The 23,800-nt window shown below is 61.0% G+C and carries 17 protein-coding genes; 8 read left to right on the forward strand and 9 right to left on the reverse strand.

Going from position 1 to position 23,800, the window contains the following annotated elements; translation table 11 throughout:
- Positions 1-194 precede the first annotated feature (194 nt).
- Positions 195-1,661, forward strand: a complete 1,467-nt coding sequence (locus SX243_01120) for a DUF4403 family protein (GenBank protein MDY7091551.1) — start codon at positions 195-197, stop codon at positions 1,659-1,661.
- A 10-nt stretch (positions 1,662-1,671) separates the two neighbouring features.
- Here SX243_01120 and SX243_01125 read toward each other — a convergent pair whose 3' ends face one another.
- Both SX243_01125 and SX243_01130 read right to left on the reverse strand, forming a co-directional pair.
- Positions 1,672-2,292, reverse strand: a complete 621-nt coding sequence (locus tag SX243_01125) for a hypothetical protein (GenBank protein ID MDY7091552.1) — start codon at positions 2,290-2,292, stop codon at positions 1,672-1,674.
- A gap of 186 nt (positions 2,293-2,478) precedes the next feature.
- Entirely contained in the window at positions 2,479-3,714 is a 1,236-nt protein-coding gene (locus tag SX243_01130; protein MDY7091553.1) for a hypothetical protein, read from the reverse strand.
- 538 nt (positions 3,715-4,252) lie between these two features.
- Here SX243_01130 and SX243_01135 point away from each other — a divergent pair.
- The 5 genes from SX243_01135 to SX243_01155 are packed head-to-tail and all read left to right on the forward strand — an operon-like array spanning position 4,253 to position 13,602.
- On the forward strand, positions 4,253-5,929 hold the full coding sequence (locus SX243_01135) for a class I SAM-dependent DNA methyltransferase (protein MDY7091554.1): 1,677 nt from the start codon (positions 4,253-4,255) through the stop codon (positions 5,927-5,929).
- On the forward strand, positions 5,919-7,196 hold the full coding sequence (locus SX243_01140; GenBank protein ID MDY7091555.1) for a restriction endonuclease subunit S: 1,278 nt from the start codon (positions 5,919-5,921) through the stop codon (positions 7,194-7,196). The genes SX243_01135 and SX243_01140 overlap by 11 nt, the downstream gene beginning before the upstream one ends.
- 44 nt (positions 7,197-7,240) lie before the next feature.
- Complete coding sequence (locus tag SX243_01145) at positions 7,241-8,260, forward strand: SIR2 family protein (protein ID MDY7091556.1); 1,020 nt, start codon at positions 7,241-7,243, stop codon at positions 8,258-8,260.
- 14 nt (positions 8,261-8,274) lie between these two features.
- On the forward strand, positions 8,275-11,430 hold the full coding sequence (locus SX243_01150; GenBank protein MDY7091557.1) for a type I restriction endonuclease subunit R: 3,156 nt from the start codon (positions 8,275-8,277) through the stop codon (positions 11,428-11,430).
- A 42-nt stretch (positions 11,431-11,472) separates the two neighbouring features.
- Positions 11,473-13,602 (forward strand): SIR2 family protein, encoded by a 2,130-nt coding sequence (locus SX243_01155; protein ID MDY7091558.1) that lies wholly within the window; start codon positions 11,473-11,475, stop codon positions 13,600-13,602.
- A 382-nt stretch (positions 13,603-13,984) separates the two neighbouring features.
- Here the strand turns inward: SX243_01155 and SX243_01160 are convergent, their stop codons facing one another.
- From SX243_01160 to SX243_01190, 7 genes are all read right to left on the reverse strand, one after another.
- Positions 13,985-14,743, reverse strand: a complete 759-nt coding sequence (locus SX243_01160; protein ID MDY7091559.1) for a JAB domain-containing protein — start codon at positions 14,741-14,743, stop codon at positions 13,985-13,987.
- Positions 14,744-14,980: 237 nt separating this feature from the next.
- Positions 14,981-15,427, reverse strand: coding sequence for a hypothetical protein (locus SX243_01165; protein ID MDY7091560.1), 447 nt, complete (start codon positions 15,425-15,427; stop codon positions 14,981-14,983).
- A 371-nt stretch (positions 15,428-15,798) separates the two neighbouring features.
- Entirely contained in the window at positions 15,799-16,485 is a 687-nt protein-coding gene (locus tag SX243_01170; GenBank protein ID MDY7091561.1) for a HEAT repeat domain-containing protein, read from the reverse strand.
- Positions 16,486-16,576: 91 nt separating this feature from the next.
- A complete protein-coding gene (locus SX243_01175; GenBank protein MDY7091562.1) occupies positions 16,577-16,852 on the reverse strand; it encodes a hypothetical protein in 276 nt (91 codons plus the stop codon).
- A 134-nt stretch (positions 16,853-16,986) separates the two neighbouring features.
- The gene (locus SX243_01180; protein ID MDY7091563.1) at positions 16,987-17,586 is read right to left on the reverse strand and encodes a DUF6714 family protein; all 600 of its coding nucleotides are present in this window, start codon (positions 17,584-17,586) and stop codon (positions 16,987-16,989) included.
- Positions 17,480-19,300 (reverse strand): RHS repeat-associated core domain-containing protein, encoded by a 1,821-nt coding sequence (locus SX243_01185; GenBank protein ID MDY7091564.1) that lies wholly within the window; start codon positions 19,298-19,300, stop codon positions 17,480-17,482. The genes SX243_01180 and SX243_01185 overlap by 107 nt, the downstream gene beginning before the upstream one ends.
- Before the next feature lie 637 nt (positions 19,301-19,937).
- Positions 19,938-21,071 (reverse strand): hypothetical protein, encoded by a 1,134-nt coding sequence (locus SX243_01190; GenBank protein ID MDY7091565.1) that lies wholly within the window; start codon positions 21,069-21,071, stop codon positions 19,938-19,940.
- 749 nt (positions 21,072-21,820) lie between these two features.
- Between SX243_01190 and SX243_01195 the strand changes: the two genes are divergently transcribed.
- Both SX243_01195 and SX243_01200 read left to right on the forward strand, forming a co-directional pair.
- Positions 21,821-23,098: a tyrosine-type recombinase/integrase gene (locus tag SX243_01195; protein ID MDY7091566.1), complete on the forward strand. Its 1,278-nt coding sequence runs from the start codon at positions 21,821-21,823 to the stop codon at positions 23,096-23,098.
- Positions 23,099-23,227: 129 nt separating this feature from the next.
- A complete protein-coding gene (locus SX243_01200; GenBank protein MDY7091567.1) occupies positions 23,228-23,623 on the forward strand; it encodes a hypothetical protein in 396 nt (131 codons plus the stop codon).
- Positions 23,624-23,800 lie beyond the last annotated feature (177 nt).

Genomic DNA, 23,800 nt, shown 5'->3' on the forward strand with positions numbered 1-23,800 from the left:
CCCCGCCCCCCCCCCCCCCCCCCCCCCCCCCCCCCCCCCCCCCCCCCCCCCCCCCCCCCCCCCCCCCCCACCAGGGGCCGGTGGAAAACGGCCAGTTCGAGGCAGCCAGAAGCAGATCTCTCGCGCTTCGGGAAGAGCTCTGCTGCGTCCGTCTCAAGAGTTGAACGTAGACTCTTATGCTGACTGGAGGCCTCATGCGTCGACTCAACCGGGGAATTCTGATCCTTGTCATCCTGCTGCTGGCTACCGCTCTCGGTGTGGGCTGGCTGGGTCAACGGGACCGCGAGCTGTCCGAGGAGCCGGAGCTGCTGGCTCCTGCTCGTGAAGCCACTGTCGAGCCGAGCACTCTTGCCATCGCCGTGACTCTGCCCTTCGAGGCTATGCAGCAGCGAGCCAACGCGGAGGCTCCGAAGAATTTCAGTGATTCAGGTCATGGGAAGAACGTCTGCAAGAGAATTCTAGGAATCAAGCATTGCGCTGGGACGAAGTACTCCTTCAATGCGACACGAGGCACCATCGCTGTGCGCGCCGCCTCCGATGATCGAATCCATGTCGAGGTCCCGATCAAGGTCCGGGGGAAGGGAGGTTTGCGTGGGGATGGAGCCAAGATCCTCGATCTCGACGGGAAGAACTTCAAGGCCGATCTGGTGGCCTTCGCCGATATCGATCTCGCTTTGGACGAGAATTGGTGTCCGAAGCCGACCGTCAAGGCCGACTTTCGATGGACTCGGGGTGCGCGAGTCGAGATCGTTGGTGGAGTCTGGGTGCACATCAACAGCCTCGTCGAATCCGCGCTGCGAGAGCAGGTGCAGTCGATGGGTAAGGAGGTTGCCAAGTCGATTCAGTGCGACGAAATCCAGCGACAGCTGGCGCAGGTCTGGGCTCCCCGAGCCTATCCGGTGGACCTTCCCGGTCGCGATGATCGACTCTTCATCCACGTCGAGTCGAAGTCTTTGGCGTACTCGGGACTTCAGACCCACGCGGAGGCGGCCGAGCTCCTGGCTGAGCTCGAAGTCGACATCTCGGTCAGAGACGAAGCGGAGCCAGGAACAGCCAGCCCTTTGCCTCCACTACAACGCACCGATACGACCCAAAGCGCAGTGCATTTACGAGTTCCGTTGATCCTCTCTTACAGCGAGCTCGAACGCCGACTCGGAGCGGAGCTTGTGGGCAAAAAATGGCAGTCCCCGACTCCCGCGGGCGAGGCAGTGCTCGAGGCAAAGAATCTCCGCATATACCCCAGCGGTGAATCGCTCGTGGTGGGGACGCTGGTAAGCGTTGATCTCCCCGACCGACTCTTTGACGTCAATGGCTGGGTCTATGTTGCCGGCGTGCCGCGTGCCAACGATTCTGGAGACGGTCTCTACGCGGACGATCTTGTGTTCACTCGGGCGCTGGACAACAAGCTATGGAGCACGCTGTCGGTGATCCTCGAGAGCACCTTGCTGCAAGAGCTGCGCAAGGCGGCCGCGGTCGATCTCCAACCAATGATCGAGCAGGCGAGTTCAATGATCGTTGCTCAGCTCGAACAACCCACGGGCGATCTGATGGTCGAGCTGGGCGACCCGGAGCTGCGGCTTGGGCGTCTCCTGACCACCCGGGATCATCTCTTGCTGGAAGCTATGCTCGATTCCGGGGCCGACGTCACGCTAATTCGCTAACACGCACCCTCTACGTACTTCGTTTCGGGCCAGCCCAGACGCGAAAGGCCACGCGGGCTGCTGCCGCCACTGCGCCGACCAAGAGCGCCATGATCAGCCAAGATTCCCAGAAGGGAAAATACTGAATGCCTGCTTCGCCGAGAGTGTATTTATAGCGAAAGGTCAGGGGCTTTACGGTGAAGAGATGGGCAAGTACCCCTGTCCCGGTGACGGGGGTACCCGAGCTGCGCTCCACGACCGCTGTACGGAAGACTTCGAGGAAGAGATGAACAAGGCCGGCAGTCGGCACCACTAGGAAAGCACTCAAGGAGAAGGCTTGAACCGTCTTCGCCAAGGATGGTGATTCGCCAAGCTCGAGCCCTCCGAGTGGAGGTATTTGCTTGTGCCATCGGCGCGAGGGATACGTGAGGAGAAACAGGTGCCAGAGGAAGAGTTGCGCTCCGAAGGCTAGAGCCCCGACGAAGAACCCCAACACGGCAGCGGAGGCATCCCCGTGGTGCTGGCTGAAGTCCATCCCGCTCGGGAGTCGGAAGTAGCCCTGTTGTGTGTAGATCCAAGTGTTGAGGATGGTTGAGGAAGCGAAGATCGCCGGCACGCTCCACACAAGCCCGTGACGAGACCTCGTGTCCATTCTGACTTCCTCCTAATCCTTGTCGGTGGAGAGGCCCATTCGGTCAGTCGCTTGAGCTACGTGGGCTCGATTCCGCCGCCATCCCAGGGCGCCTCACCAGCCAGCGCGTCTACTGGCCTCGGTTGTCACTGAAAGCCCAGCGCCCCGCCAGGATGCCGGTAGCGATCTGAGCTGAGGCTCTGAGGATCATTTCGTTTCGCGGTACTTGTCGCCGAAGATTGTCTTTTTGGTACGGGTCTTATGCTTGGTTTTGGAGGAGCCTCCAACGCTCTCCGTGTATTCATCGCCGAAGAGATCCTTCTTACGTCGCGACCGGGATTTGACTTTCCCGTCGGGGCCCTTCGTCTGCGTGTACTCGTCGCCGAGCCATCCCTTCTCGCGAGTTGTCGTACCGGTCGTCTTGCCGGTAGCGCTCTTGTGGCGACGTCTTTCGTCTCCGAAGAGGTTCTTCTCGTCCTTCGACTCGCTGATGAGCTGTCCGAGGCTGTTGTAGGTCTTGAAGACCGTCTCGCCGAGGATGGTGGTCGTCCGGACCGTTCGAAACGGCTTGTGCTTGAAGAGCTCGCGACAGTCGGGGCACCGCTTCGGTAGGTCCCAGCCTTTGCTCTTGCAGTTGATCTGCGTGCCAGTGGGAATCTGGAAGCTCTTGCCGCAGTGGCTACAGGAAGACTGCTTGGGAGCGAACTTCTTCTTGCAGCCGTCGCAGAATCGAGGCGGGTTGTCCCAAGCCCGATGGGTCTTGATGCCTGTGCTGCAAGACTGGCAAGGTGTAGTCGTCCAGGCGCACTCCTTGTGATACTCGGGGATACGCTTCCAATCCACGTGGTATTTGAGCTCTCTCCCGCAGTGGCGGCAGGAACGGGTCTTCCATTTCGCAGCCTGGCGGGCCTTGCACTCCTTGTGGGCTGTTGGCGGGTGATCCCAGCCGCGGTGGATTTTCATAGGCTTGCCGCAGATCCCACAGGGGGCAGTCTTCCATGCACATTCCTTGTGGTACTCGGGGATCTTGCTCCAGTCCACGTGGTATTTGAGCTCTCTCCCGCAGTGGCGGCAGGCGCGAGTCTTCCATTTCGCCGCTTGGCGAGCCTTGCACTCTTTGTGGGCTGTCGGTGGGTGATCCCAGGCTCGGTGGATCTTCATCGCGCCACCGCAGATGCCACACGATGCGGTCTTCCAAGCACATTCCTTGTGATATTCGGGGATGTTGTCCCAATCGGCGTGGTACTTGAGCTCACCGCCGCAGTGTCTGCACGACCGCGTCTTCCACTTGGCGGCCTGGCGATCCTTGCATTCCTTGTGCGCAGTGGGCGGGTGGTCCCAGGCGCGATGAATCTTCATCGTTCCGCCGCAGATGCCACACGAAGAAGTGGTCCAGGCACACTCCTTGTGGTACTCCGGGATCCTGTCCCAGTCGGCGTGCACAGGGATGTCACCACCGCACTGACGACAGGAGACTGTGGACCATTTCGACATAGATGCTTTCGATACTAGCCTTTCGATCCAACCTAGACCAGGTGATGTTCTGTCCGGTCTGATCTCCCGAGGACTTTGGGTAGATAGTGATGGTGGAAGTTGATGGAGCCCTTCTCGGTGTTGCCCTGGGTGCCTTCATCTTAGGGTTCCCTCGGAGCCGACTTCAGGGACAGCGGCCCGGGCTTTTCCCGATTTCCCTGCTCAACTGAGGAAGGTGGAACCGACTTCGTCTCTTTCGATGTGCGCCCGCGGTTCACGCCGGCTGCTAAACTCCCGCCCTATGACGACAAGCAAAGTTCCCTCGCTGGACTTTCAGCGACAGGCTCTGGCCGTGCTCGGCCGGGATCGGTTGGCGGAGTTGAGCGAGCAGTTCGAAGTGTCCGTGGGTGACCGGCGGGTGGCCGCGCAGCATGTGGAGGCGTTGGTGGAGGGCTCGGTGTCCTTTCGGGAGATCCTGGAGGAGCTGAAGCGGGACGAGCTCAAGGCGATGTGCCGGGCGGTGGAGCTGGACGACAGTGGTCGCCAGAAGGCACGGATTATCGACCGGCTCCTCGCTGGTCCGGGGGCGGATACGGGAGCCTCCAGCCAACCGAAGAAGCCTCGGAAGCAGCAGCGCAAGGCTCGGGGGGAGAACGGAGGCTCCGGCTCGCCGCTGGGCTTCGAGTCGAAGCTCTGGGCCGCTGCCGATGCGCTGCGCAACAACATGGATGCGGCGGAGTACAAGCACGTCGTGCTGGGGCTGATCTTCCTCAAGTACATCTCCGACGCCTTCGAGGCGAAGCATGCCGAGCTCGAGAAGCAGCGAGCCGAGGGAGCCGATCCGGAGGACCCCGACGAGTATCGGGCGGAAAACATCTTCTGGGTGCCGAAGGAGGCGCGTTGGCAGCAGCTCAAGGAGAACGCGCCGCAGCCGATCATCGGCAAGTTGGTGGACGAAGCGATGGCGGCCATCGAGCGCGACAACCCGACGCTCAAGTCCGTGTTGCCCAAGATCTACGCCCGCCCTGGGCTCGACAAGCAGCGCCTCGGGCAGCTGATCAATCTGGTGAGCGATATCTCCCTCGGCAGCTCGGCGGATCGCGCCAAGGACACCCTGGGCAGGGTCTATGAGTATTTCCTGTCGCAGTTCGCCAGCGCCGAGGGCAAGCGCGGCGGGCAGTTCTACACGCCGTCCCACGTGGTGCGCGTGCTGGTGGAGATGCTGGCACCGTACAAGGGGCGGGTCTACGACCCCTGCTGCGGCTCGGGCGGGATGTTCGTGCAGAGCGAGAAGTTCATCGAGGCCCACAGCGGCCGCATCGGCGACATCTCGATCTACGGTCAGGAGTCGAATTACACGACGTGGCGGCTGGCGATGATGAATCTGGCGATCCGCGGCATCGAGGGCCAGGTGGCCCACGGCGACACGTTCCACAACGACCGGCACCCGGACCTCAAGGCGGATTACGTAATGGCCAATCCGCCGTTCAACGACAGCGATTGGCGCGGGGAGCTGCTCCGCGAAGACAAGCGCTGGGTCTTCGGCGTGCCGCCGGCGGGGAATGCAAACTTCGCCTGGGTGCAGCATTTCATCTATCACCTGGCGCCGACGGGCATGGCCGGATTCGTGCTCGCCAACGGCTCGATGTCGACGAATCAGTCGGGGGAGGGGAAGATTCGCGAGGAGATCGTCGAGGCGGACCTGGTGGACTGCATGGTGGCGCTCCCCGGGCAGCTTTTCTATTCGACCCAGATACCGGTCTGCTTGTGGTTCTTGGCGCGCTCGAAGAAGAACGGCCGCTTCCGAGACCGCCGCGACGAGACGCTGTTCATCGACGCCCGGGATCTGGGCTCGTTAGTGGATCGCACCCACCGTGAGCTCACCGACGACGACATCGCCAAGATCGCGGGCACCTACCACGCCTGGCGCGGCGATGAGGGGGCTGGTGAGTACGAGGACGTGCCCGGCTTCTGCAAGTCGGCCGATCTCGAGGAGATCCGCCAGCACAACCACGTCCTCACCCCCGGCCGCTACGTCGGCGCCGCCGAGATAGAAGACGACGGCGAGCCCTTCGGAGAAAAGATGCAGCGTCTGGTGGCGGAGCTTCGGGAGCAGCAGGCTGAGGCTGCGCGGTTGGATGCGGCGATTGCTGCGAATCTGGAGGGGCTTGGGTATGGGGAGTGAGTGGCGAGAAGCTCCGCTGGACGACCTAGCCTCTGAGATCACAGTCGGCCATGTTGGTCGGATGGCATCTAGGTATGTTGAGGCGGGGATTCCTTTCTTGAGGTCCCTGAACGTCGAGCCATTCAGGATCAACCTGGGCGATCTGAAATTCATTCCTCCTGAATTCCACTCAGACTTAGGAAAGTCGTCGCTGGTTCCCGGGGACGTTGTGGTCGTGCGGACTGGCAAACCCGGTGCCTGTGCGGTCATCCCGAAGTCGCTTCCAGTAGCCAACTGCTCAGACCTAGTTATTATTCGATGTGCGGAAAACCTTGACCCTCAATTCCTTTGTGGGTACATCAACTCTGTAGCTTCTCACCACGTAAGGGCTAGTTTGGTTGGCGCTGTGCAACAGCATTTTAACGTTGGTGCGGCCCGCAGAATGATCATTAGGTTTCCTCCTCTACGGGACCAGCGTGCCATAGCCCACATTCTCGGCACCCTCCACGAGAAGATCGAGCTCAACCGCCGGATAAGCGAGACCCTGGAGGCGATGGCGCGGGCGCTCTTCAAGTCGTGGTTCATCGATTTTGATCCAGTGCGGGCCAAGTCGGAGGGCCGCGGCTCGGGACTGCCTGCGGAGGTTGCGGATCTCTTCCCGGAATCGTTCGAGGAGTCGGAGCTGGGGGAGCTTCCGAAGCATTGGAGCGTCAGCCGGATTGAGAATATTGCCCAAGTCTCTGGGGGGAGTACTCCGAGCACGAAGATCCCGAGATTCTGGAAAGAAACTGGCCACCTTTGGGCGACCCCAAAAGACTTGTCGGGACTGTCAGCTCCAGTGCTTTTCGATACCGCGAGAAGAATCTCCGATGAGGGACTCTCGCAGATTGGTTCAGGATTACTACCAAAGGGTACTGTTCTCCTGTCCTCGAGAGCTCCAATTGGGTACTTGGCTATAGCCGAGAATCCTACTGCTGTGAATCAGGGCTTTATCGCAATGGAGCCCAAGGGGGCGGTGTCGAATTTGTTTCTTCTCTTTTGGGCCCGAGCTGCAAAGGCGACAATCATTAGTCGGGCAAATGGTTCAACATTTTTGGAAATTAGCAAGAGAAATTTTCGCTCCATGCCGATTGTGCTGCCGCCGGCTGAGATCATGGATGCTTTCGATAGGAGGGTGCGGAGTTTGTATGGTCGTATAGTTCTCTGTTGTCGAGAGAGTGTTGCTCTAAATGAGCTGCACGATTCGCTCTTGCATAAAATTTTTACTGGCGACCTGCAGGTGTTGTAGGGTCGATGGGGAGGGATATTCTACGGTCCATTTTCGAGGATCAATTGGTTTTTCAATTCCGAGATGGGACCATTATCGAGGATAGTGTGTTTATTGGCGATACGGAATTCTTTCCTGTGGAAGCCTTGCGTAGCGACGAAGAGGCGTACGAGTCGAATTTTAGTGCATGGCTTGACCAGTCATGGTTCCCAGCGCAGCGAGATTTGCTTGGAGAGATACTCTCAATTAGTGGGAACAGGAAGAGATATGCGGATTTGAGTGCGGCTGTCAGTCGCCGTCAAGCTGTTCCTCTGGTTGGTTCAGGGATGTCGGTGCCAAGCGGTCTGCCGACGTGGTCGCATTTGCTTCGTTTGGTCTCGGGCTTTACCCCAGTAGACCCTGTGAGTCTGGAGGAGCTCATTGCAGACTTCTCTTTTGAGAAAGCTGCGGACCTGATTGCTGAATCCACAAACGTCAATATGCTGAACGAGAGGATCGAGCACGAATTGAGAGTCGAGGCTTCAGCGGAGATCTCTGGGCCTGTGAGGCTCTTGCCGGCTATTTTCCCAGATCTGGTTGTAACTACAAACCTAGATGATGTGCTCGAGTATGCCTACTCTTTAAACGGCTGCTCTTTCGAGCACGTGCTTGCAGGCCAAGGTATTGCTAAGTATCGCTCAATAAAGGCTTTGGGTCAGAGCCTTCTTCTTAAGCTTCATGGGACCTGCCGTGATCCCGAAGGTCGTGTGTTGCAGACAAAGGAGTATGACCATGCCTATGCTGAGGGTGGACTGATCCGGGATGAGCTAGCTCTTCTATATCGGACTCATCATCTGTTGTTTATTGGTTGTAGTCTTGGAAATGATAGAACTGTCGAGCTTGTTGCTGAGGTGGCGTCGAAAGATAGTAATATGCCAAGGCATTATGCTTTTCTGCGCTTGCCAGATGATTCGCAGGTCCGAATATCGAGGGAGGGCTTTCTGAGCGAGCGGAATATCTATCCCATCTGGTACGAAAGACCCCACGATGAAGCATTGTATGCTCTATTTACGGGGTTGTTCGATTCAGCTTCGAGTGGTAGCTAGTGAATAGGAAGACTATGACTCTTCTAACCGAATCCACCGTTGAAGACGCTGCTCTCGTTTGGCTAGAGGCTCTCGACTACCAAGTCCTCCACGGCTCGGAGATCGCCGCGGGTGCGTCGGCTCCGGAGCGGAGCGACCCGGGCTACCGGGACGTGGTGCTCGCCGGGCGGTTGCGTCAGGCCCTGGCCAGGCTCAATCCGGACATCCCGGCGGAGGGCCTGGAGGAAGCGTTTCGGCAGCTCACCACCGTCGAAGCCGGCTCCCTGATCGAAGCCAACCGCGCGCTCCATCGGCTCTTGGTCGCCGGCGTCAGCGTGGAGTACCGCGGTCCCGATGGCTCCACTGTCGGTGACCAAGTGCAGGTCTTCGACTTCGAGGACCCCGACAACAACGACTTCCTGGTCGTCAACCAATTCACCGTCGTGGACGGCCAGAGACAGCGGCGGCTGGACGTAGTGATCTTTGTCAACGGTCTGCCGCTGGCGGTCTTCGAGCTCAAGAATGCGACCGACGCCAAGGCGACGGTGTGGAGCGCCTATCAACAGCTCCAGACCTACCAGGCACAGCTCCCGTCGCTCCTCACCTTCAACGCCGTGCTCGTCGTCTCCGACGGCCTCTCGGCGCGGATGGGGGCGCTGGGGGCGGGGAAGGAATGGTTTAAGCCTTGGCGCACCATCGGCGGGGAGGAGCTCGCTCCCGAGACCGTGAGCGAGCTGCAGGTGATGCTGGAGGGTGTCTTCGCTCCCGAACGCTTCCTGCTCCTGCTGCGCCACTTCATCGTCTTCGACGACGATGGCGGCCAGATCGTCAAGAAGGTGGCGGGGTATCACCAGTACCACGCCGTCAACGTCGCGGTGGAGGAGACCTTGCGGGCCGCGCCGGCGAGCGACGCGGGCGAGGTGGCCGAGCTCATGGGGCACTACGAAGCGGGCGGACGGCCCGGCGGAGAGGCGGGGGACCGGCGGGTCGGTGTGGTCTGGCACACCCAGGGTTCGGGCAAGAGCCTGACCATGGCCTTCTACGCCGGGCGGATCATCCTCCATCCGGAAATGCGCAACCCGACGGTGGTGGTGCTCACCGACCGCAACGACCTCGATGATCAGCTCTTCTCGACCTTCGCACGATGCAAGGATCTGCTACGGCAGCCGCCGGTGCAGGCGGCGGATCGTGCCGACCTGCGGGACAAGCTCCAGGTCGCTTCCGGTGGCGTGATCTTCACCACCATCCAGAAATTCTTCCCCGAAACCAAAGGCGACCGCCATCCGGTGCTCTCGGAACGCAGCAACATCGTCGTCCTCGCCGACGAAGCCCACCGCAGTCAGTATGACTTCATCGACGGTTTCGCCCGCCACATGCGCGACGCCTTGCCCCATGCCTCCTTCATCGCCTTCACCGGAACGCCCATCGAGCACGCCGACGCCAACACCCGCGCGGTCTTCGGCGACTACATCAGCATCTACGACATCCAGCGCGCGGTGCTCGATGGTGCGACGGTTCCCATCTATTACGAGAGCCGCCTGGCCAAGCTCGAGCTGGAGGAGGCCGAGCGCCCCGTCATCGATCCCCGGTTCGAGGAGGTGACCGAAGGCGAGGAGCTGGAACGCAAAGAGAAGCTCAAATCCAAGTGGGCGCAGCTGGAGGCCCTAGTCGGTTCCGAGCAGCGGCTGGAGGTGGTGGCCCGCGATCTGGTGGAGCACTTCGAGCAGCGTCTGGAGACCCTCGAAGGCAAGGCGATGGTGGTGTGCATGAGCCGGCGGATCTGTGTCGAGCTCTACCAACGGCTGGTGGAGCTCCGCCCCCAGTGGCACCACGACGACGACGCCCACGGCGAGCTCAAGGTGGTGATGACCGGTTCCGCCGCCGATCCTGCGGACTGGCAGCCCCACATCCGCAGCAAAGGCCGGCGAGAAGCGCTGGCCAAACGCTTCCGCGATCCTAGCGACCCATTCAAGATCGTCCTCGTGCGCGACATGTGGCTCACCGGCTTTGACGCCCCGAGCTTGCACACCATGTACATCGACAAGCCCATGCGCGGCCACGGGCTGATGCAGGCCATCGCGCGGGTCAACCGCGTGTTCAAGGACAAGCCCGGCGGGCTGGTGGTGGACTACCTGGGAATTGCCGACGAGCTGAAGAAAGCGCTGCACATCTACACCGAGTCCGGCGGCCGCGGCAGGGCGGCCCTCGACAAGGAAGAAGCCATCGCGGTGATGCTCGAGAAGTGGGAGGTCTGCCGGGGCCTTTTCCACGGCTTCGACTGGACCGCTTGGATCTCCGGGACTGCTGGGGATCGGCTCTCTCTCCTCGGTCCCGCCCAGGAGCACATCCTCGCGCAGGAGGACGGCAAGGAGCGCTTCCTGCGGACGGTTTCGGAGCTGACCAAGGCCTTCGCGCTCTCGGTTCCCAACGAGGAGGCCGAACGGATCCGTGACGACGTGGCCTTCTTCCAAGCGGTGCGCGCCGCCTTGGTCAAGAGCTCTCCGGAGGTGAGCCGGAGCGAGGAGGAGCTCGACCACGCCGTGCGCCAGATCGTCTCCCGCGCGGTCTCTTCGGAGGAGGTGGTCGATATCTTCGCCGCCGCCGGCCTCGACAAGCCGGACGTGTCGATTCTCTCGGATGAATTCCTCGCCGAGGTGCGGGATTTGCCGCAACGAAATCTGGCGGTGGAGACATTGCGCAAGCTCCTCCAAGGTGAGATCCAGAGCCGTGCGCGGCGCAACGTGGTCCAGGCTCGCTCCTTTGCCGAGATGCTCGAACAGTCGATCCGCCGCTACCAGAACCGCTCCATCGAGACCGCCGTGGTCATCGAAGAGCTGATCCGCCTGGCCCAGGAGATGCGCGAAGCCAGCCACCGCGGCGAGGCCCTGGGCCTGAGCGACGACGAGCTGGCCTTCTACGACGCCCTGTCCGCCAACGACAGCGCCGTCGAAGTCCTCGGTGAGCCCACCCTCGCCACCATCGCCCGCGAGCTGGTCGAGATCGTCAAGAAGAACGTCACCATCGACTGGACCGTCCGCGAGACCGTCCGCGCCAAACTCCGCGTCATCGTCAAGCGTCTGCTCCGCAAGTACAAATATCCCCCCGACCAGCAGGAAGCCGCGACCCGGACCGTGCTGGAGCAGGCGGAGGTGGTGTCGGAGGGGTGGGCGGTTGGAGCCTCGGCATCCTGACGACGCTCTGAGCCAACTATGGGAGGAAGGGAGAAGGGGCCGATGACGCTTGGCAGGAAGGCACCCCACCTTTCTCACGGTGGCGGTCTCGTTTTCCTCCTCGGTGCCGGCGCGTCCATGCCGGCTGGTATCCCCAACGTTCTCCAATTCGTAGACGAGTTCAAGGCCGACCTCGTAGACCGCCGCGGTCAAGACGACTTGCTGGTGCGGGAGCTGATCCGCCTCGAAGAGGCCTGGGAGAAGGCCGCAGACTCGGATTCTTCGTTGCCTCGCAGGATGGGGCTCGAACGGCTCTACGAGCTCTTGACGCTACTCGGGGGTGAGGGAGGTAGGGAGTTGACGTTGCCCGTCTACTTGCCGAGCACGTTTCCTTCTCCCTCCCGGGCCTGCGAGCTCCTCGCTTGGGAGCTCAAGAAATACGTGCAGAGGCGCTGCCTGGGCTACAAGCGAGCCAGGCTTCGCTATCTTCGACCACTGCTGAACTTCATCGATCCTGAGGCAGGTCTCGACATCCTTTCCCTGAACTACGACACGTGTATCGAGTCGCTGCTCGAGAAATCGGGACGTCCCTGGGGTGATGGCTTTCCCTCCGATGGTTCGCCGGTGCATCGCTTCACGGCGGAGGCGTTCCTCTCCAAGAGTGCTCCGGAGGCAGTGCGGCTGCTCAAGGTTCATGGATCGGCCTCCTGGTACGAGCAGTCTGGGAGTGGGGTCCGTCGGGTTCTCAGCGGATCGCAGCCGGCGGTGGGGCTGAAGCTTGGTTCGGCGAGGAGCATGACTCACGAAGCGATGATGATCTATCCGACGCTTCAGAAGGCGCTGACCGATGGACCGTTTCCAGCGCTCATCCTCGCCGCCCAGCAAGTTTTCGCCGGGGCAAGGCTGCTGGTAGCCGCGGGCTACGGGTTTGCAGACCGACACATCCGTAGTCTCGTTCTCGGAGCCCTTGCGAGCAACTCCGAGCTACGACTGGTGTTGGTCGACCCCTGGCCGGAAGGTGCCGTCCGGCGTCTGTTTGCAGATCCGAAGGCCCCAAGGGACCTCAAGGGCCGGGTGGGTGTTTGCGGTGTCGAGCCGGTTGTGCAGGGAGCACTGAAGTACGGTTTCCTCGAGGAGGCCCTCATGAGCGGTTGGCTTCACGATGCGTCGAAGCGGTGGCTCCGGGGAGAACCTCTCGTGGATCCCTTGCCCAGCATTCGAAGCCGAAGTAATGGGCGAACCTGGACTTGGCGTCTGAGAGTTCCCCTGGACGCCGGTGCAGCTCACATGGCCCGCGGTTCCACGGACCAGGCCCCGAGTCTTTGGGTCCTCGGGAGGACTTCGAAGGTGCTCCAGAAGGTCGACGTTCAGTCGGGAGCCTTGGAGACCATCAAGACAGACCTGATCGCTCCGAGAGGATTGGTTTGGGATCCAGCAGCGAGCCTGCTCTATGTGGTCGAGAACCGATATCGAACCGGGAAGAGACTACCTGGTGCGGCTCAGCTCGGCGAAAAAGCTGGCCTAGGCCGACTCTGGGCTCTCGATCAATCAGGAAAGACCGTTCGTCCCCTGACGCGACTAAACTTCCTACGAGCGTCGGCCCGGCTTGCCCGGAAGTCCTTCAGCGGCCTTCCCCTCAGCGAGATTCTCGGGAGAGGGTTGGGCGTGCTCTCCTGGCCGACGTCAGTGCTCCTCGAGCGGCCCGGAGTCTCGGTTCTTCTGACCGAAGCCAGGGCTTTGGTGCGTCTCGATCTCGCGAGCAGGAAGTTGAGTTACCCGGTCGAGATTCCTCTCTGCTTCAATCTCGTGAGTCTGTCCAGAGGACCCGGCGGCAGCATCCTGATGGTCGATGGCGGGGTCTATCCCCACGGCCGAGGCCGGCTTTTGGTCGCAGACCTCGACTCGGGCCGCGTCCAGGTGCTGTATGAGAGTGCCACCCGGTTAACCCACGTCGCCTGGCACGAGCGCCATGAGATGGCTCTAGTCTCGACGGGTTGGGGCTGGCCTCGCGGAAAGGTTCTCGCCTTCCGTCTGGGAGGCACTGGTGCCAGCCTAGTTGGGCAGTGGGAAGGCCTTGACTATCCAGGACCGATTACCGTGATCGAGGAGATGGACCTCGTTCTGGTCGGGACTGCTGAGGGGCTGGTTGAGTTGTCGACCGACCGATGGAGTGCTGCTAGCTCGCCGGGCTGAGTGCCTCTGAAAAGCGAGGATCTTGGGCTGTCAGCCCGTCGCGCCAAGAGTCGGCGGCTTTGCCTGGGGCAACCTAACGTGTGCGCTATGCAAGCGATCTTGAGAGGGTCGAAGCCACTGCGGGAGTGGCGTATTTGAAGATTTGCGATAACCCACCACGGTCCTTCCGACCGCGTAGAGAATTCTAAGGCCCCTCTATGGCTTCGGACCTGAGGAGGCTTCCAGGTCATGGGGTGCCAGTGGGAGGGCCGATCTCAAAATTGCTTTCAAGATCCACCTCCTTTGCCTTCTCAAAATGAAGGCGGTTCCGATCATATCACCACACCCGAGGAGTGATATTGGGTCCAGAAAATGAAGGTGCCCATTCATTGGGCTTCGTGCGTCAGGACAGCACCGCCCGCCACTCCCCCCGCCCACCCACCACAACCGACCCCACCACCTCGACCCCCAGCATCTTCCCTGCCTCCGCAACCCGCCGCGTAAACACCTCGTCTTCCCGACTCGGCGTCGCGTCGCCGGAGGGATGGTTGTGGGCGACCGCCACCGCCGCCGCATTCATCAGCAATGCCGGCGTGAGAATCCCCCGTGGCTCGACGTTGGCTCGGGTCAGGGTGCCGATGTACGGGATGTCGTAGCCGAGAACTCGGCGGCGGGTGTCGAGGAAAAGGACGGCGACGGCTTCGCGGTCGAAGGTGTGGAGGATCTGCCAGAAGAGAGCTGCGGCGTCGGCGGTGGTTTCTAGCTTGGGATAGGTCTCGATGGGTTGTTGGGCTTCGTGGAGGAGCTGGAGGCGATAGCGCGGGAGCTTGGGAAGGACGATTCCGGCGGTGCGCCAATAGGGGCTGGCGGCGAGGCCGACGGGAAGGTTGGGGCGGCAGTGGATTCGGGGTGATGGCGAGTGGTCCGGAAGGAGATCGGCGAGGCGGCGGAGCGGGTCGAGGCGGAGGGGGAGGTCGGCGAGGGCTTGGAGGAGGTCGGGGGTGGGTTTGAGGTCTGTCCAGCCTGTGTTGGGCTGGCGGTCGCCGACGGCGAAGCCCACGGCCTCGGCAAGGCGTTTGAACTTCTGGTTGTGGTAGCCGGAGTGGTTGCAGTCGGCGATGCCCTGCTGGGCGTTGATCCAGTGAACCATTGCGTGAAGCATCGCGGGCAGGAGCTCCTCCCGGGGCAGGCCGAGTGTTGCCGCCGGGATTCGCACCATCGGAGGGCTCAGTTCTTCGAGGCGGCTGCCGCGGGGTTTGAGGCCGTCAATGCGGACCTGGAGGTGGCTGGTGCGGAGGGGTGTCTCCTCAAAGAGCGCAGCTAGGCGCCGGCAGCATCGCTGGAACTCATTCTCTGCTTGCTCGACGGCTTGGGGCAGGTTCTTCTTTCGAGGCACGGTTCAGGCCTCGTCGTCGGCGGAGCCGGAGGCCGGGAAAGCTTCACTGATTCGGGCCAGGATGCCTTCGAGCTCTTCGGCGACCGCGGCAGCAAGCAGGCAGAGCTGGGTGGAAGCTGCGTCCTGCGTGTCGGCTTCAGCTTGCCGGCCCAAGTCGTGGAGATAGGCCTGGGCGACCCAAATATCTCGCGCCACGGCCCGTAGGTCGGTGGCGACTGCGGGCTCGCCTCGTTCGACGTAGCTGACTTCGAGGGCCAGCGCTGCTTCGTAGAGGGAGACGCCGACCTGCCGATAGGCGGCGCGAATCTCGGGCTCCGGGTGGAGGTTGAGGAAGGTCTCCCGGAAGACGGCGCGGTCTTCCCAGCTCTCGGCTCGCGGTGCCTCCACCGCTCCTGACCGTCCGGGTCGTCCATCCTGGTCGCCGTGAGGATCACCAGTCTGCTCTCTCATCGTTCAGCCCCCTATATGCAGCTTGGCCCGGCGGGTGCTGGTGCACGGGGCCGGGCCGGTGGTTGCTGCGCTCCCGGCCGGATGCCGGGGCGCTGTGGGCTGGGAGGAGTAAGTCGGAACGCGCCGGGATGTCAACGGGCTGGTGGGTAAGAGCCGGATTCCAGCAAGTGGTGGGTCCTGAGAGATAGCTCTGAATCGAGGTGGAGCGACGCCGGGGATGGCTTCGGGCCTCGGTCTGACTACACGGTCGTTCTTTCACGCATGGCCAAGGTGGGCGTTAGGAAGAGCGCCCGGATCGCTGCATGGCTGTGTCTAAGCTCTGGATAGGTAGTAGCTTCTGGGGTGGTGGTACCGGAGCTTTCGGTTTCAGCCTATGGTATTTGCTTTAGGGCTTCCTGGGCTTCCCGGGATACCTCCCACCAGCCTTTTACCATTTCATGATCATTTTCGGCGATCTCCGCAAGTCGTTGCCGGGCACGGGGGTCTGCGAGCTGGCCCAATGCAAAGACCGACCAGAATCTCAGCTCGGGGGCGGCGTCGTGACTTGCTCGAAGTAGCGATGGGACACTCTTCATCTCCTGAATATAGCCAAGCGCTTCGGCGGATTGGGCTCTCAAGAACACTGGTGCGCGGGGATCAAGGAGGATGTTCTCCAACAATTCCACTGCCTCTTGGTCCCTTAGGGCACCCAGACCGTAGACTCCGATTTTCTGCTTCTCAGGATCTTCTGCGGTCAGGGTAAGCTGCCTCATCACCTCTGCTCCTTGACCCAAACTTGCTAGAGACTTGGTCGTTTCCCAAAGGAGCGCTTCGGGTGTTTCCTCGCTTACAAGCTTTTCGAGGGTGGGGCTTACTGAGCGAAGCCGTGCAAGCCCCACCAGCCAAGCAATATCTGCAAGCAGTAGGGGCTCGAGCCTTGAGTCACCAAGAGCCTCTTGAAAAGCAGCTTCCGAGATCTCGATTTCATCTTCGATTCTGGCCAAGGCCTCAGCGGCCGAGCTTCTGACAGATGCGTCGAGTTTCTTGACAACTGATTTTAGGTGTCTTCGTAGATCCATGACAGTATTTCAGCTGGCGATTCCAGCATAGATGCCGCCTCTGCCCGTCAAGGTTGATATCGCTTGACAGTTTCGGAGCGCTCACGAGGCTTCAGACTTGGCGCTCCTCGGGCTGACTCTCGTCACCTACTGCACCCTGGTTGGCTCGACGGACGAGCTTCAGCGAGTCCTCTGGATCCACATAAAGGACAAGACCCAGCTTCTCGAACTTGACCAAGATTCCATGCCGGAGCCCCAGCCATTCGTCACGAGGGTACTCTTCCGAAAACTCATTTGTGTCGACGGAGCATACGACGACTCCGATCTCGGAATGACCAAGGCGGACGTGGTCACCGAGGTGGGCTACTTCGCTGCTGGGGTAGAGCATCGGGAAACGGTCTCTCTAAGCGGCCTCAGCAACTTTGGCACTCGAAAGTCTGCTCTCGATACTCATGCCCGTCGCGATTGGGGGCTCTGCCTCACGAATACCTTTCGCGGACCCCGCTTGTCGGGCCCCTAGCGTCAAGGTTCGCCAGCAGGAGCATCGGGCCTAGTCAGACAATCCAAGATGCCGTCCTTCGCATGCTGAAATTCCCAGAAGGAAGGATCTGTTTCGTCCGGTGAGAGAGCTTCCAATACGGCCAAAGTTACTGTTAACTGGTCTTTCGTCAGTAAGCAGAGGTCCTCGTCTGAACCCCTTCCTTGGGAAAGAGACATCAGGAAGCCGTGGAATGCTTGGCCCATGCTCTCCTTATCTTCAATCGCCAAGAGTAGGTACCCCGGCAAAAAGTAGCGCAAGGCCCTCCCGGAGAAAAAAGCAGTCGCTTCCGGCTGTCGGAGAAGGAGCTCATTCGTAAGTTCGCTCCAGTGGCGACGTCGGAAGGCTCTGGCGACTTGCTCGGCCTCAACGCCACGATTCCGCGGATCAGCGATGTCGTCCCCTGGGGAGGGCATATCTCGGAAGGCCCGTCGGACGCGTGCAGCAAGAATCTTGGTGATCGTGCCCGTCATCACGTTAACGCCCAACGATATGCGAGAATTCCTTACCAATGAGCTTGACGCAGTTCGCAACTGCTTGCCAAGCGTCGGCAGAAGCTCTCTGGTGCCCCAGGTCACCTCCATTGAAACATCTCTTATTGATGCGGTCACGCGCTGCTGCACAATTGATATTCTTCTTCTTGTTGGTCAGGAGCAATCCGAGGTTTTGGCCTGGACTGCAGGCCCTTAAACCCGTCTTGCAGAATAGTTCGACGGCTAGTTGCAAGGCTGCATGTTCTGCTGGGGAGCAATCCCCGCAGTTTCGTTCCTTACAACTATTGGTGACGGCTGCCGAACCGCCGATGATAAGGACACCTGCTGCAACCCCAAGGCCTGACCGGCTCTTCATTAGAGAACATCCCAACTCCAGGGCAGCAGTTGCTTGGAGGCCAAGCGGATCCCTTCGCACAATCGAGTTCGAGAGACCGTAAGCGAAGAGATTGAGGCCTCCTTCGAGCCCCAACGGATCTACCCTTCCGTATCTGCCTGTCCCGGGTTCGTACCAGCGGTAGACGTTGTACCCCACCCCCGCCCCCTCGCTCGCCTCTCCCCAAACCTCATCCTCCCACTGCCCCGGGAAGCGCAGATCCACCCCAGCAACGCTCGCCCCAGAGTAGTCCGCTCCAAACGGCTCAAATCCGCCCTGCCAGAGCACAGCCCCAGCCTCGTCGGTGGCCAGGACGGGAGTCCCCAGGTGATCGACGGTCAGCCAGGTGGTGGTGGTCGCTGCGCCCACCGGCACATCCATCTGCGCGACCGGCTGGCCGGCGAAGTAGAGATAGTAGCGGGTGCTGTCCTCGGTGGGGCCAGTGAAGTGGGTGACGGCGTGAAGGAGGCCTTCGGAGCTGTAGACGGTGGTCAGGGAGGGATCGGTGGAGCAGTCGGCGGTGCCGGCGCCGATGTCGGAGCCGGTGGAGCTGGTCCAGCAGGAGCCGTCGCCGGCCTCGAAACCGTCGGTGAAGATCTCGCTGAGAGAGTCCGCCGCGGCGGAGGTTAGGAAGCTACGGCCATCGTAGAGGAAGTCGCTGGAGGCGTCGCCGGCGGGGCGCTCCAGGCGCGTCAGGCGGCCGGCGGCGTCGGAGAGGAAAGTGATCTCGTTGGCGGGGGCGGTTACCTGCTCCAGATGGCCGGCGGGGCCGTAGGTGTAGGTCTTGGTTCCCGTTGACGCGAGGGTGATGGTGTCCAAGATCGCCGTGTTGCCGCTGGCGCCGTTGGGCTGGTAGGCGTAGGTGTCAGTGGCAGTGTCGCGGGTCTCTGTCAGGCGGTTGCCGATGCGGTCGTAGGTCCAGGCCAAGTCTCCCCAAGGGCCGTCACCCGCTGTGAGGAAGTACTGGAAATCCTGGTAGCCGTAGTCCTTGTCGTTGGCGGGCGCCAGCACATCCTGGATGGCCTCGATGTTGCCGACGTTGTCGGTGGTGTAGGTCCACTGCAGGACGGCTGAACTGGTGAGGGGCGTCGTAGGAGTCACGGTGATGGCGGAGGGGAAGTAGCGGTCGTTGAAGCTGCGGCTCTCGGTCAGGCCGTTGCCCAGATTGAGGGTCGTGAGCGGACCGGAGGGGGCGTACTCGGCCCCGTTGGCGAGGAGGAGGTCCGGCTCGCCGGGGCGCTGGACCGTGAGGCTCTCGGGGCGGTCCGCAAAGTCGTGGGTGTAGACGGCGGTCACGGCTCCAGGATACTCCACCACGCTACGGTTGCCGTTGGCGTCGTATTGATAGCTGAGAGCGCCGTCCTGCGTGAGGCGGCCGAAGCGGTCGTAGAGGTAGTCGACGGACTGGCTGTTCCGAGTGATGGCGGTCAAGCGGCCTTTGGAGAAGGGGGTGGGTGGGCCTGAACGGAAGGCAGATCCCGCCGATTCGGGCGAGGATGCCGTCGAGCTCTTGGGCGACCTCGGCGGCCAGCAGACAGAGGTGGGTCGAGGCAGCGTCCTGGGTGTCAGCTTCAGCCTGCCGGCCCAAGCCGTGGAGATAGCCCTGGGCGACCCAAAGATCTCGCGCCACGGCCCGTAGGTCGGTGGCGACTGCGGGCTCGCCCCGTTCGACGTAGCTGACTTCGAGCGCCAGCGCTGCTTCGTAGAGAGAGATGCCGACCTGGCGGTAGGCGGCGCGGATTTCGGGTTCCGGGTGAAGGTTGAGGTAGGTCTCTCGGAAGACGGCGCGGTCCTCCCAGCTTTCCGCTCGCGGTGTCTCTCTCGTGTCGGCCTGCTTGGGCCGTTCTTCCTTGTCGCCATGAGGATTGCCCTTCTGCTCGCTCATCATTCAGCCCCCTGTATGCAGCTTGGCCCGGCGGGTGCTGGTGCACGCGGCCGGGCCGGTGGTTGCTGCGCTCCCGGCGGGATGCCGGGGCGCTGTGGGCTGGGAGGAGTAAGGCGGAACGAGCCGGGATGTCAACGGGCTGGGCTGGGATTCAGGCTGATTGTAGGAGTCTGGCGTGTGATCTCACCATGCCAAGATTGCAATGAGTAGTGACATAAAACCAACGACAGTGAATACGAATCCGTGATCTGTGTTGTAGGTGGGGTCGTGCCTTGAGTTGTATCTTCTAAGGATGATTGATGCGTAGTAGCATCCAAGTACGGAGAGCGATAGAAAAGAAACCAGCATGATGGACCACAGCGTTTCGGAAGTCCAGCGCAATGTGGACATGAATATTATCCGAGAAGTCACGGCTAGATTGGCGATATCCTTGAGGCGTGTCTCGATGAGAGACGATGCCAAATACTGAGATGTCAAGAAGAGAGTGGAGGTAGACCGTGAGAAGGCGTTGGAGAGCGCTCTCTTTCGGTGCGTCCTAAGAGGGTCCTTGATTTCACCCTCGAAGTCACTCCATGCCTCGCGGAAGGAAAATATTTCGCGCGCTAAGGGGTCTCGCAGAGCCGCCTTGAGGAAGAGTTTATGAGCCCTCTGGTCGCCGGTGTTGACGCCGGCGGATTTTAGAGCGTCTATGAATGGTTGTGAACCACGATATTCTCTTCCAGTAAGGGAGAGGAGGTCGGCATCTCGGGGTGCTATGGATTGCGAGCTCAGATCTGCAACCGTTTCTGGATCTAGGAGATAGGTGCTTGTGTTCGTCGACCAGTCTGCGGGGCCCCACAATTCTAGAGAGCTTGTGCGATGATGGAGCATAAAACGGAGACGCACAGCACGAAATGTAACAAGGAAATAGGTCTCGTAACGAGCTTGGTAGTCACGAATATCGGTACTGTCCCGGATAATGCCGTCGTGTGAGAGGGTATTGGGCTTAGCGTATTCGTACAGGCCCTCAAGCCTGCTGTGGCTGATGAATGAATTGGCGATAGTTAGGGGTCCGATGAATATGACTAGTGCCGTCAGTGCCGCTGCGAGTAGGACTGCTGCAAGTTGAAGGACCTCCTCTCGCTTAAACATTAGGGGGCCTATTGCGATTGTGAGTGGTGTGAGTAGGGCGGTTGAAATGGCGGTAATGACCAGCGCCAGGAACATGGTCGTCGTGATCGTAATATAGAATGCAAAAATAGTGATGAAGGTGGCTACGGCGACAAGCCCTTTACGATAAACAGGAATGAGGCGATCTGGTAAGTCGGTCGTCATCAAGCGGTGTACTCCTAGCCTCCGACCAAGCGGACTGTTGGGCGAGATCAATCCAGCAAAACTGACAACAGCAACAGCGAGGCCAGTGGCCGATAAGACCTGGGGGACAAAGAGCATTAAGGCGCTTAGCAGGAGGCCTAGGCTTGCGAGTAGAGGCGGTAGGCAGACGTTCCGAAGCCAAGACCTTGTGGCGTCACTTTTTGGGCGCGCACCCTTAGATGCGCGTAGACCATGCTGGTTCGCTCTCGTGATAGCGCGATTCTTTCCTCCGCCACGGGTTCGGCTCTTCTTACGCTGCTTGCCTTTCACCGGCGTACACCTCTAAGGCGGAAGTCAAGTTGTGCGGAGCGGTGTTTAGAAGACTAAGGGTACAGTAACTGCAATCGCCTGGTAGTCGGCGTCCCTGACGGCAAATCCTACCAGCGGCTTCGAGGCCCACTCGAGAAGTCGTCCTTGGGGCGGTGTTCCCGTGCCTACCAGCATCTCGGGGTTGCATCAGCCCCCACCAAGTCCCGCCAAGTCACACCCCAAACGGACCCAAATGGGACCCAAACCACCCTGGGGCCACTACTTCAGCGCAATGGAAAGTTCGGCAAGTTGTTGGAAACAATGAGGATATCTGGAGCCACCGACAGGACTTGAACCTGCGACCTACTGATTACGAATCTTTGTTCCCGGGTATTTCAAGCGACGCTTAAGCTTGGAAAGCCCTTTGTTTAGGGAACTTTTTGTTTGCGTGGCTTTGGTAAGGTATGATTTTGCTGGCTACGAGCTGGCTACGAGCTGGCTACGAATTGGCTACGAGTTGGCTACGGATAAGGAGGGGGGCGGCAATGAAGATCACAAAGCGTGCGGTAGAGGCGGCGGCTCCCGTCCCGGGGAAGCAGCAGACCTTTTTCTATGACGCCACGCTGAAGGGCTTCGGGTTGCGGGTCTCGGCCAAGGGGCGCAAGACCTACATTTTCGAGTACCGCAATGCTCAAGGTCGGAAGAGGCGCTATACCCTCGGCAGGGTCGGGGGCATGACTCCGGACCAAGCCCGCAAGGCCGCTCGGGCAGCGCTGGCGGCCGTGGACCGGGGCGAAGATCCCGCGGAGGAAGCCCAGCAGGAGCGGAAGGGCGAGACCATCGCGGAGTTCAGCGAGCGCTACCTCACCGAGCATGCACGGCCGAAGAAGAAACCGAAGTCGGTGCAGGAGGACGAAGCGCTGTTGCGCCGTTGCGTGCTGCCGGCGTTGGGGCGGATCAAGGTCAACGCGGTCACTCGGAAGGACGTCAGCCGGATGCACCACGGATTGAGCAAGACACCGACGCAGGCCAACCGGGCGCTCTCGCTGTTCTCGAAGATGATGAACCTTGCTGAGCGCTGGGGAGTTCGGCCCGATGGCACCAACCCCTGCCGCCATGTGGACCGTTACAGGGAGACCAAGCGGGAGCGCTTCCTCTCGTCGGAGGAGCTGCGCCGTCTCGGCGATGCGTTGAAGGAGTCGGAGGGGAAGGAGATGCCTTCGGTTCTGTTGGCTATTCGGTTGCTTATCCTCACCGGAGCCCGCAAGGGCGAGATTCTCGGGTTGCAGTGGGATGAGGTCGATTTTGAGCGCCAGTGTCTACGGCTCCGGGACTCGAAGACCGGCAAGAAGACCATTCCCCTCGGCGCTCCGGCTCTGGACCTGCTGGCGAACGTCAAGGGCTACGCGAGCAACCCCCACGTCTGCCCCGGCTTCAAGGCCGGCAAGCCCCTGGTGAACCTGACCAAGCCCTGGTATCGGATCCGTGAGCGGGCGGGGCTGGAGGACGTGCGGATTCATGACCTACGCCATAGCTTCGCCGCTTCTGCCGCCAGTGGGGGAGTCCCGCTTGCCGTCCTCGGGTCGCTTCTAGGGCACTCGCAACCGCAGACGACGCAGCGGTACGCCCACCTAGCCCAGGACGCCCGCCACGAGGCCATGGGCAGGGTCTCGAAAGAGATCGCCGCAACGATGGATGGAAAGCTCGGCGAGGTCCGGCAATTGCGGCAGAAGGGGAGCTGAGCACCGAGCACAGATTTCGGAGACGTAGCAGGGGCCGGGCCTGATCAACCTACCCCATAAACCAGTAACCGGCCCCGGCAGAGGCAGCAACCTCCACCGGGACCTGACACCCAAGGAGAGATTACCTCCATGGATGCTGACCGAGAGTCTATCCCGCCTGACTTCCGGACCTGGGAACGAGATTCCCCGGCTTTCCGGGCCATCTTTCTACAGCACGCCCCCACTACCGAGGCCGCGGAGACGCTGCGCCGGTTCGGACGGCTGCTCTTCCACTGGATTCTGGAGTACGGCCCTGGCGCCGGGCCTCCGGAGTCCTCGACCCGTAGCGAGCTGAGGGCGGGAGCCCTGGACCTGCGCACGGCGCAGAGCTACTTGCTGCATGTGGCGCAAGGCCGCATCGCTAGTGACCTCCCACCGGAGGATGAGCAGCTCGCCGTCCTCGCCGGCAATCTGGCGGCGGAGGTGGGCACGGTGGCGGAACGGATCGAGGCCACCCTCGGCCCGATTCCGGAACGCCCTACGTAAGCCCTCAGAAAGCCTTCGAATCAACGCACCGGGGCGCCCTTGGCCCCGGTGTTGTTGTCTGTGGTCGAAGTCTCTGGCGTCGCACTGGTGGCTCAGAGGTCATATCGAAAGAAGCAAGCGGAAACCTCCCCAAGCCGGCCGGTGTTAAAGCCCTACGTTAAAGCGTCGAGACTGCCT

The sequence above is a fragment of the Acidobacteriota bacterium genome (assembly GCA_034211275.1).
Lineage (GTDB): Bacteria > Acidobacteriota > Thermoanaerobaculia > Multivoradales > JAHZIX01 > JAGQSE01.

What these genes read in the sequence shown, in the direction of transcription:
- SX243_01120 (MDY7091551.1), top strand. Translation starts at nt 195, where the DNA reads ATGCGTCGACTCAACCGGGGAATTCTGATCCTTGTCATCCTGCTGCTG.
- SX243_01125 (MDY7091552.1), bottom strand. Translation starts at nt 2,292, where the DNA reads ATGGACACGAGGTCTCGTCACGGGCTTGTGTGGAGCGTGCCGGCGATC.
- SX243_01135 (MDY7091554.1), top strand. Translation starts at nt 4,253, where the DNA reads ATGTGCCGGGCGGTGGAGCTGGACGACAGTGGTCGCCAGAAGGCACGG.
- SX243_01140 (MDY7091555.1), top strand. Translation starts at nt 5,919, where the DNA reads ATGGGGAGTGAGTGGCGAGAAGCTCCGCTGGACGACCTAGCCTCTGAG.
- SX243_01150 (MDY7091557.1), top strand. Translation starts at nt 8,275, where the DNA reads ATGACTCTTCTAACCGAATCCACCGTTGAAGACGCTGCTCTCGTTTGG.
- SX243_01155 (MDY7091558.1), top strand. Translation starts at nt 11,473, where the DNA reads ATGACGCTTGGCAGGAAGGCACCCCACCTTTCTCACGGTGGCGGTCTC.
- SX243_01160 (MDY7091559.1), bottom strand. Translation starts at nt 14,743, where the DNA reads ATGCTTCACGCAATGGTTCACTGGATCAACGCCCAGCAGGGCATCGCC.
- SX243_01165 (MDY7091560.1), bottom strand. Translation starts at nt 15,427, where the DNA reads ATGAGAGAGCAGACTGGTGATCCTCACGGCGACCAGGATGGACGACCC.
- SX243_01170 (MDY7091561.1), bottom strand. Translation starts at nt 16,485, where the DNA reads ATGGATCTACGAAGACACCTAAAATCAGTTGTCAAGAAACTCGACGCA.
- SX243_01175 (MDY7091562.1), bottom strand. Translation starts at nt 16,852, where the DNA reads ATGCTCTACCCCAGCAGCGAAGTAGCCCACCTCGGTGACCACGTCCGC.
- SX243_01180 (MDY7091563.1), bottom strand. Translation starts at nt 17,586, where the DNA reads ATGGAGGTGACCTGGGGCACCAGAGAGCTTCTGCCGACGCTTGGCAAG.
- SX243_01195 (MDY7091566.1), top strand. Translation starts at nt 21,821, where the DNA reads ATGATTTTGCTGGCTACGAGCTGGCTACGAGCTGGCTACGAATTGGCT.
- SX243_01200 (MDY7091567.1), top strand. Translation starts at nt 23,228, where the DNA reads ATGGATGCTGACCGAGAGTCTATCCCGCCTGACTTCCGGACCTGGGAA.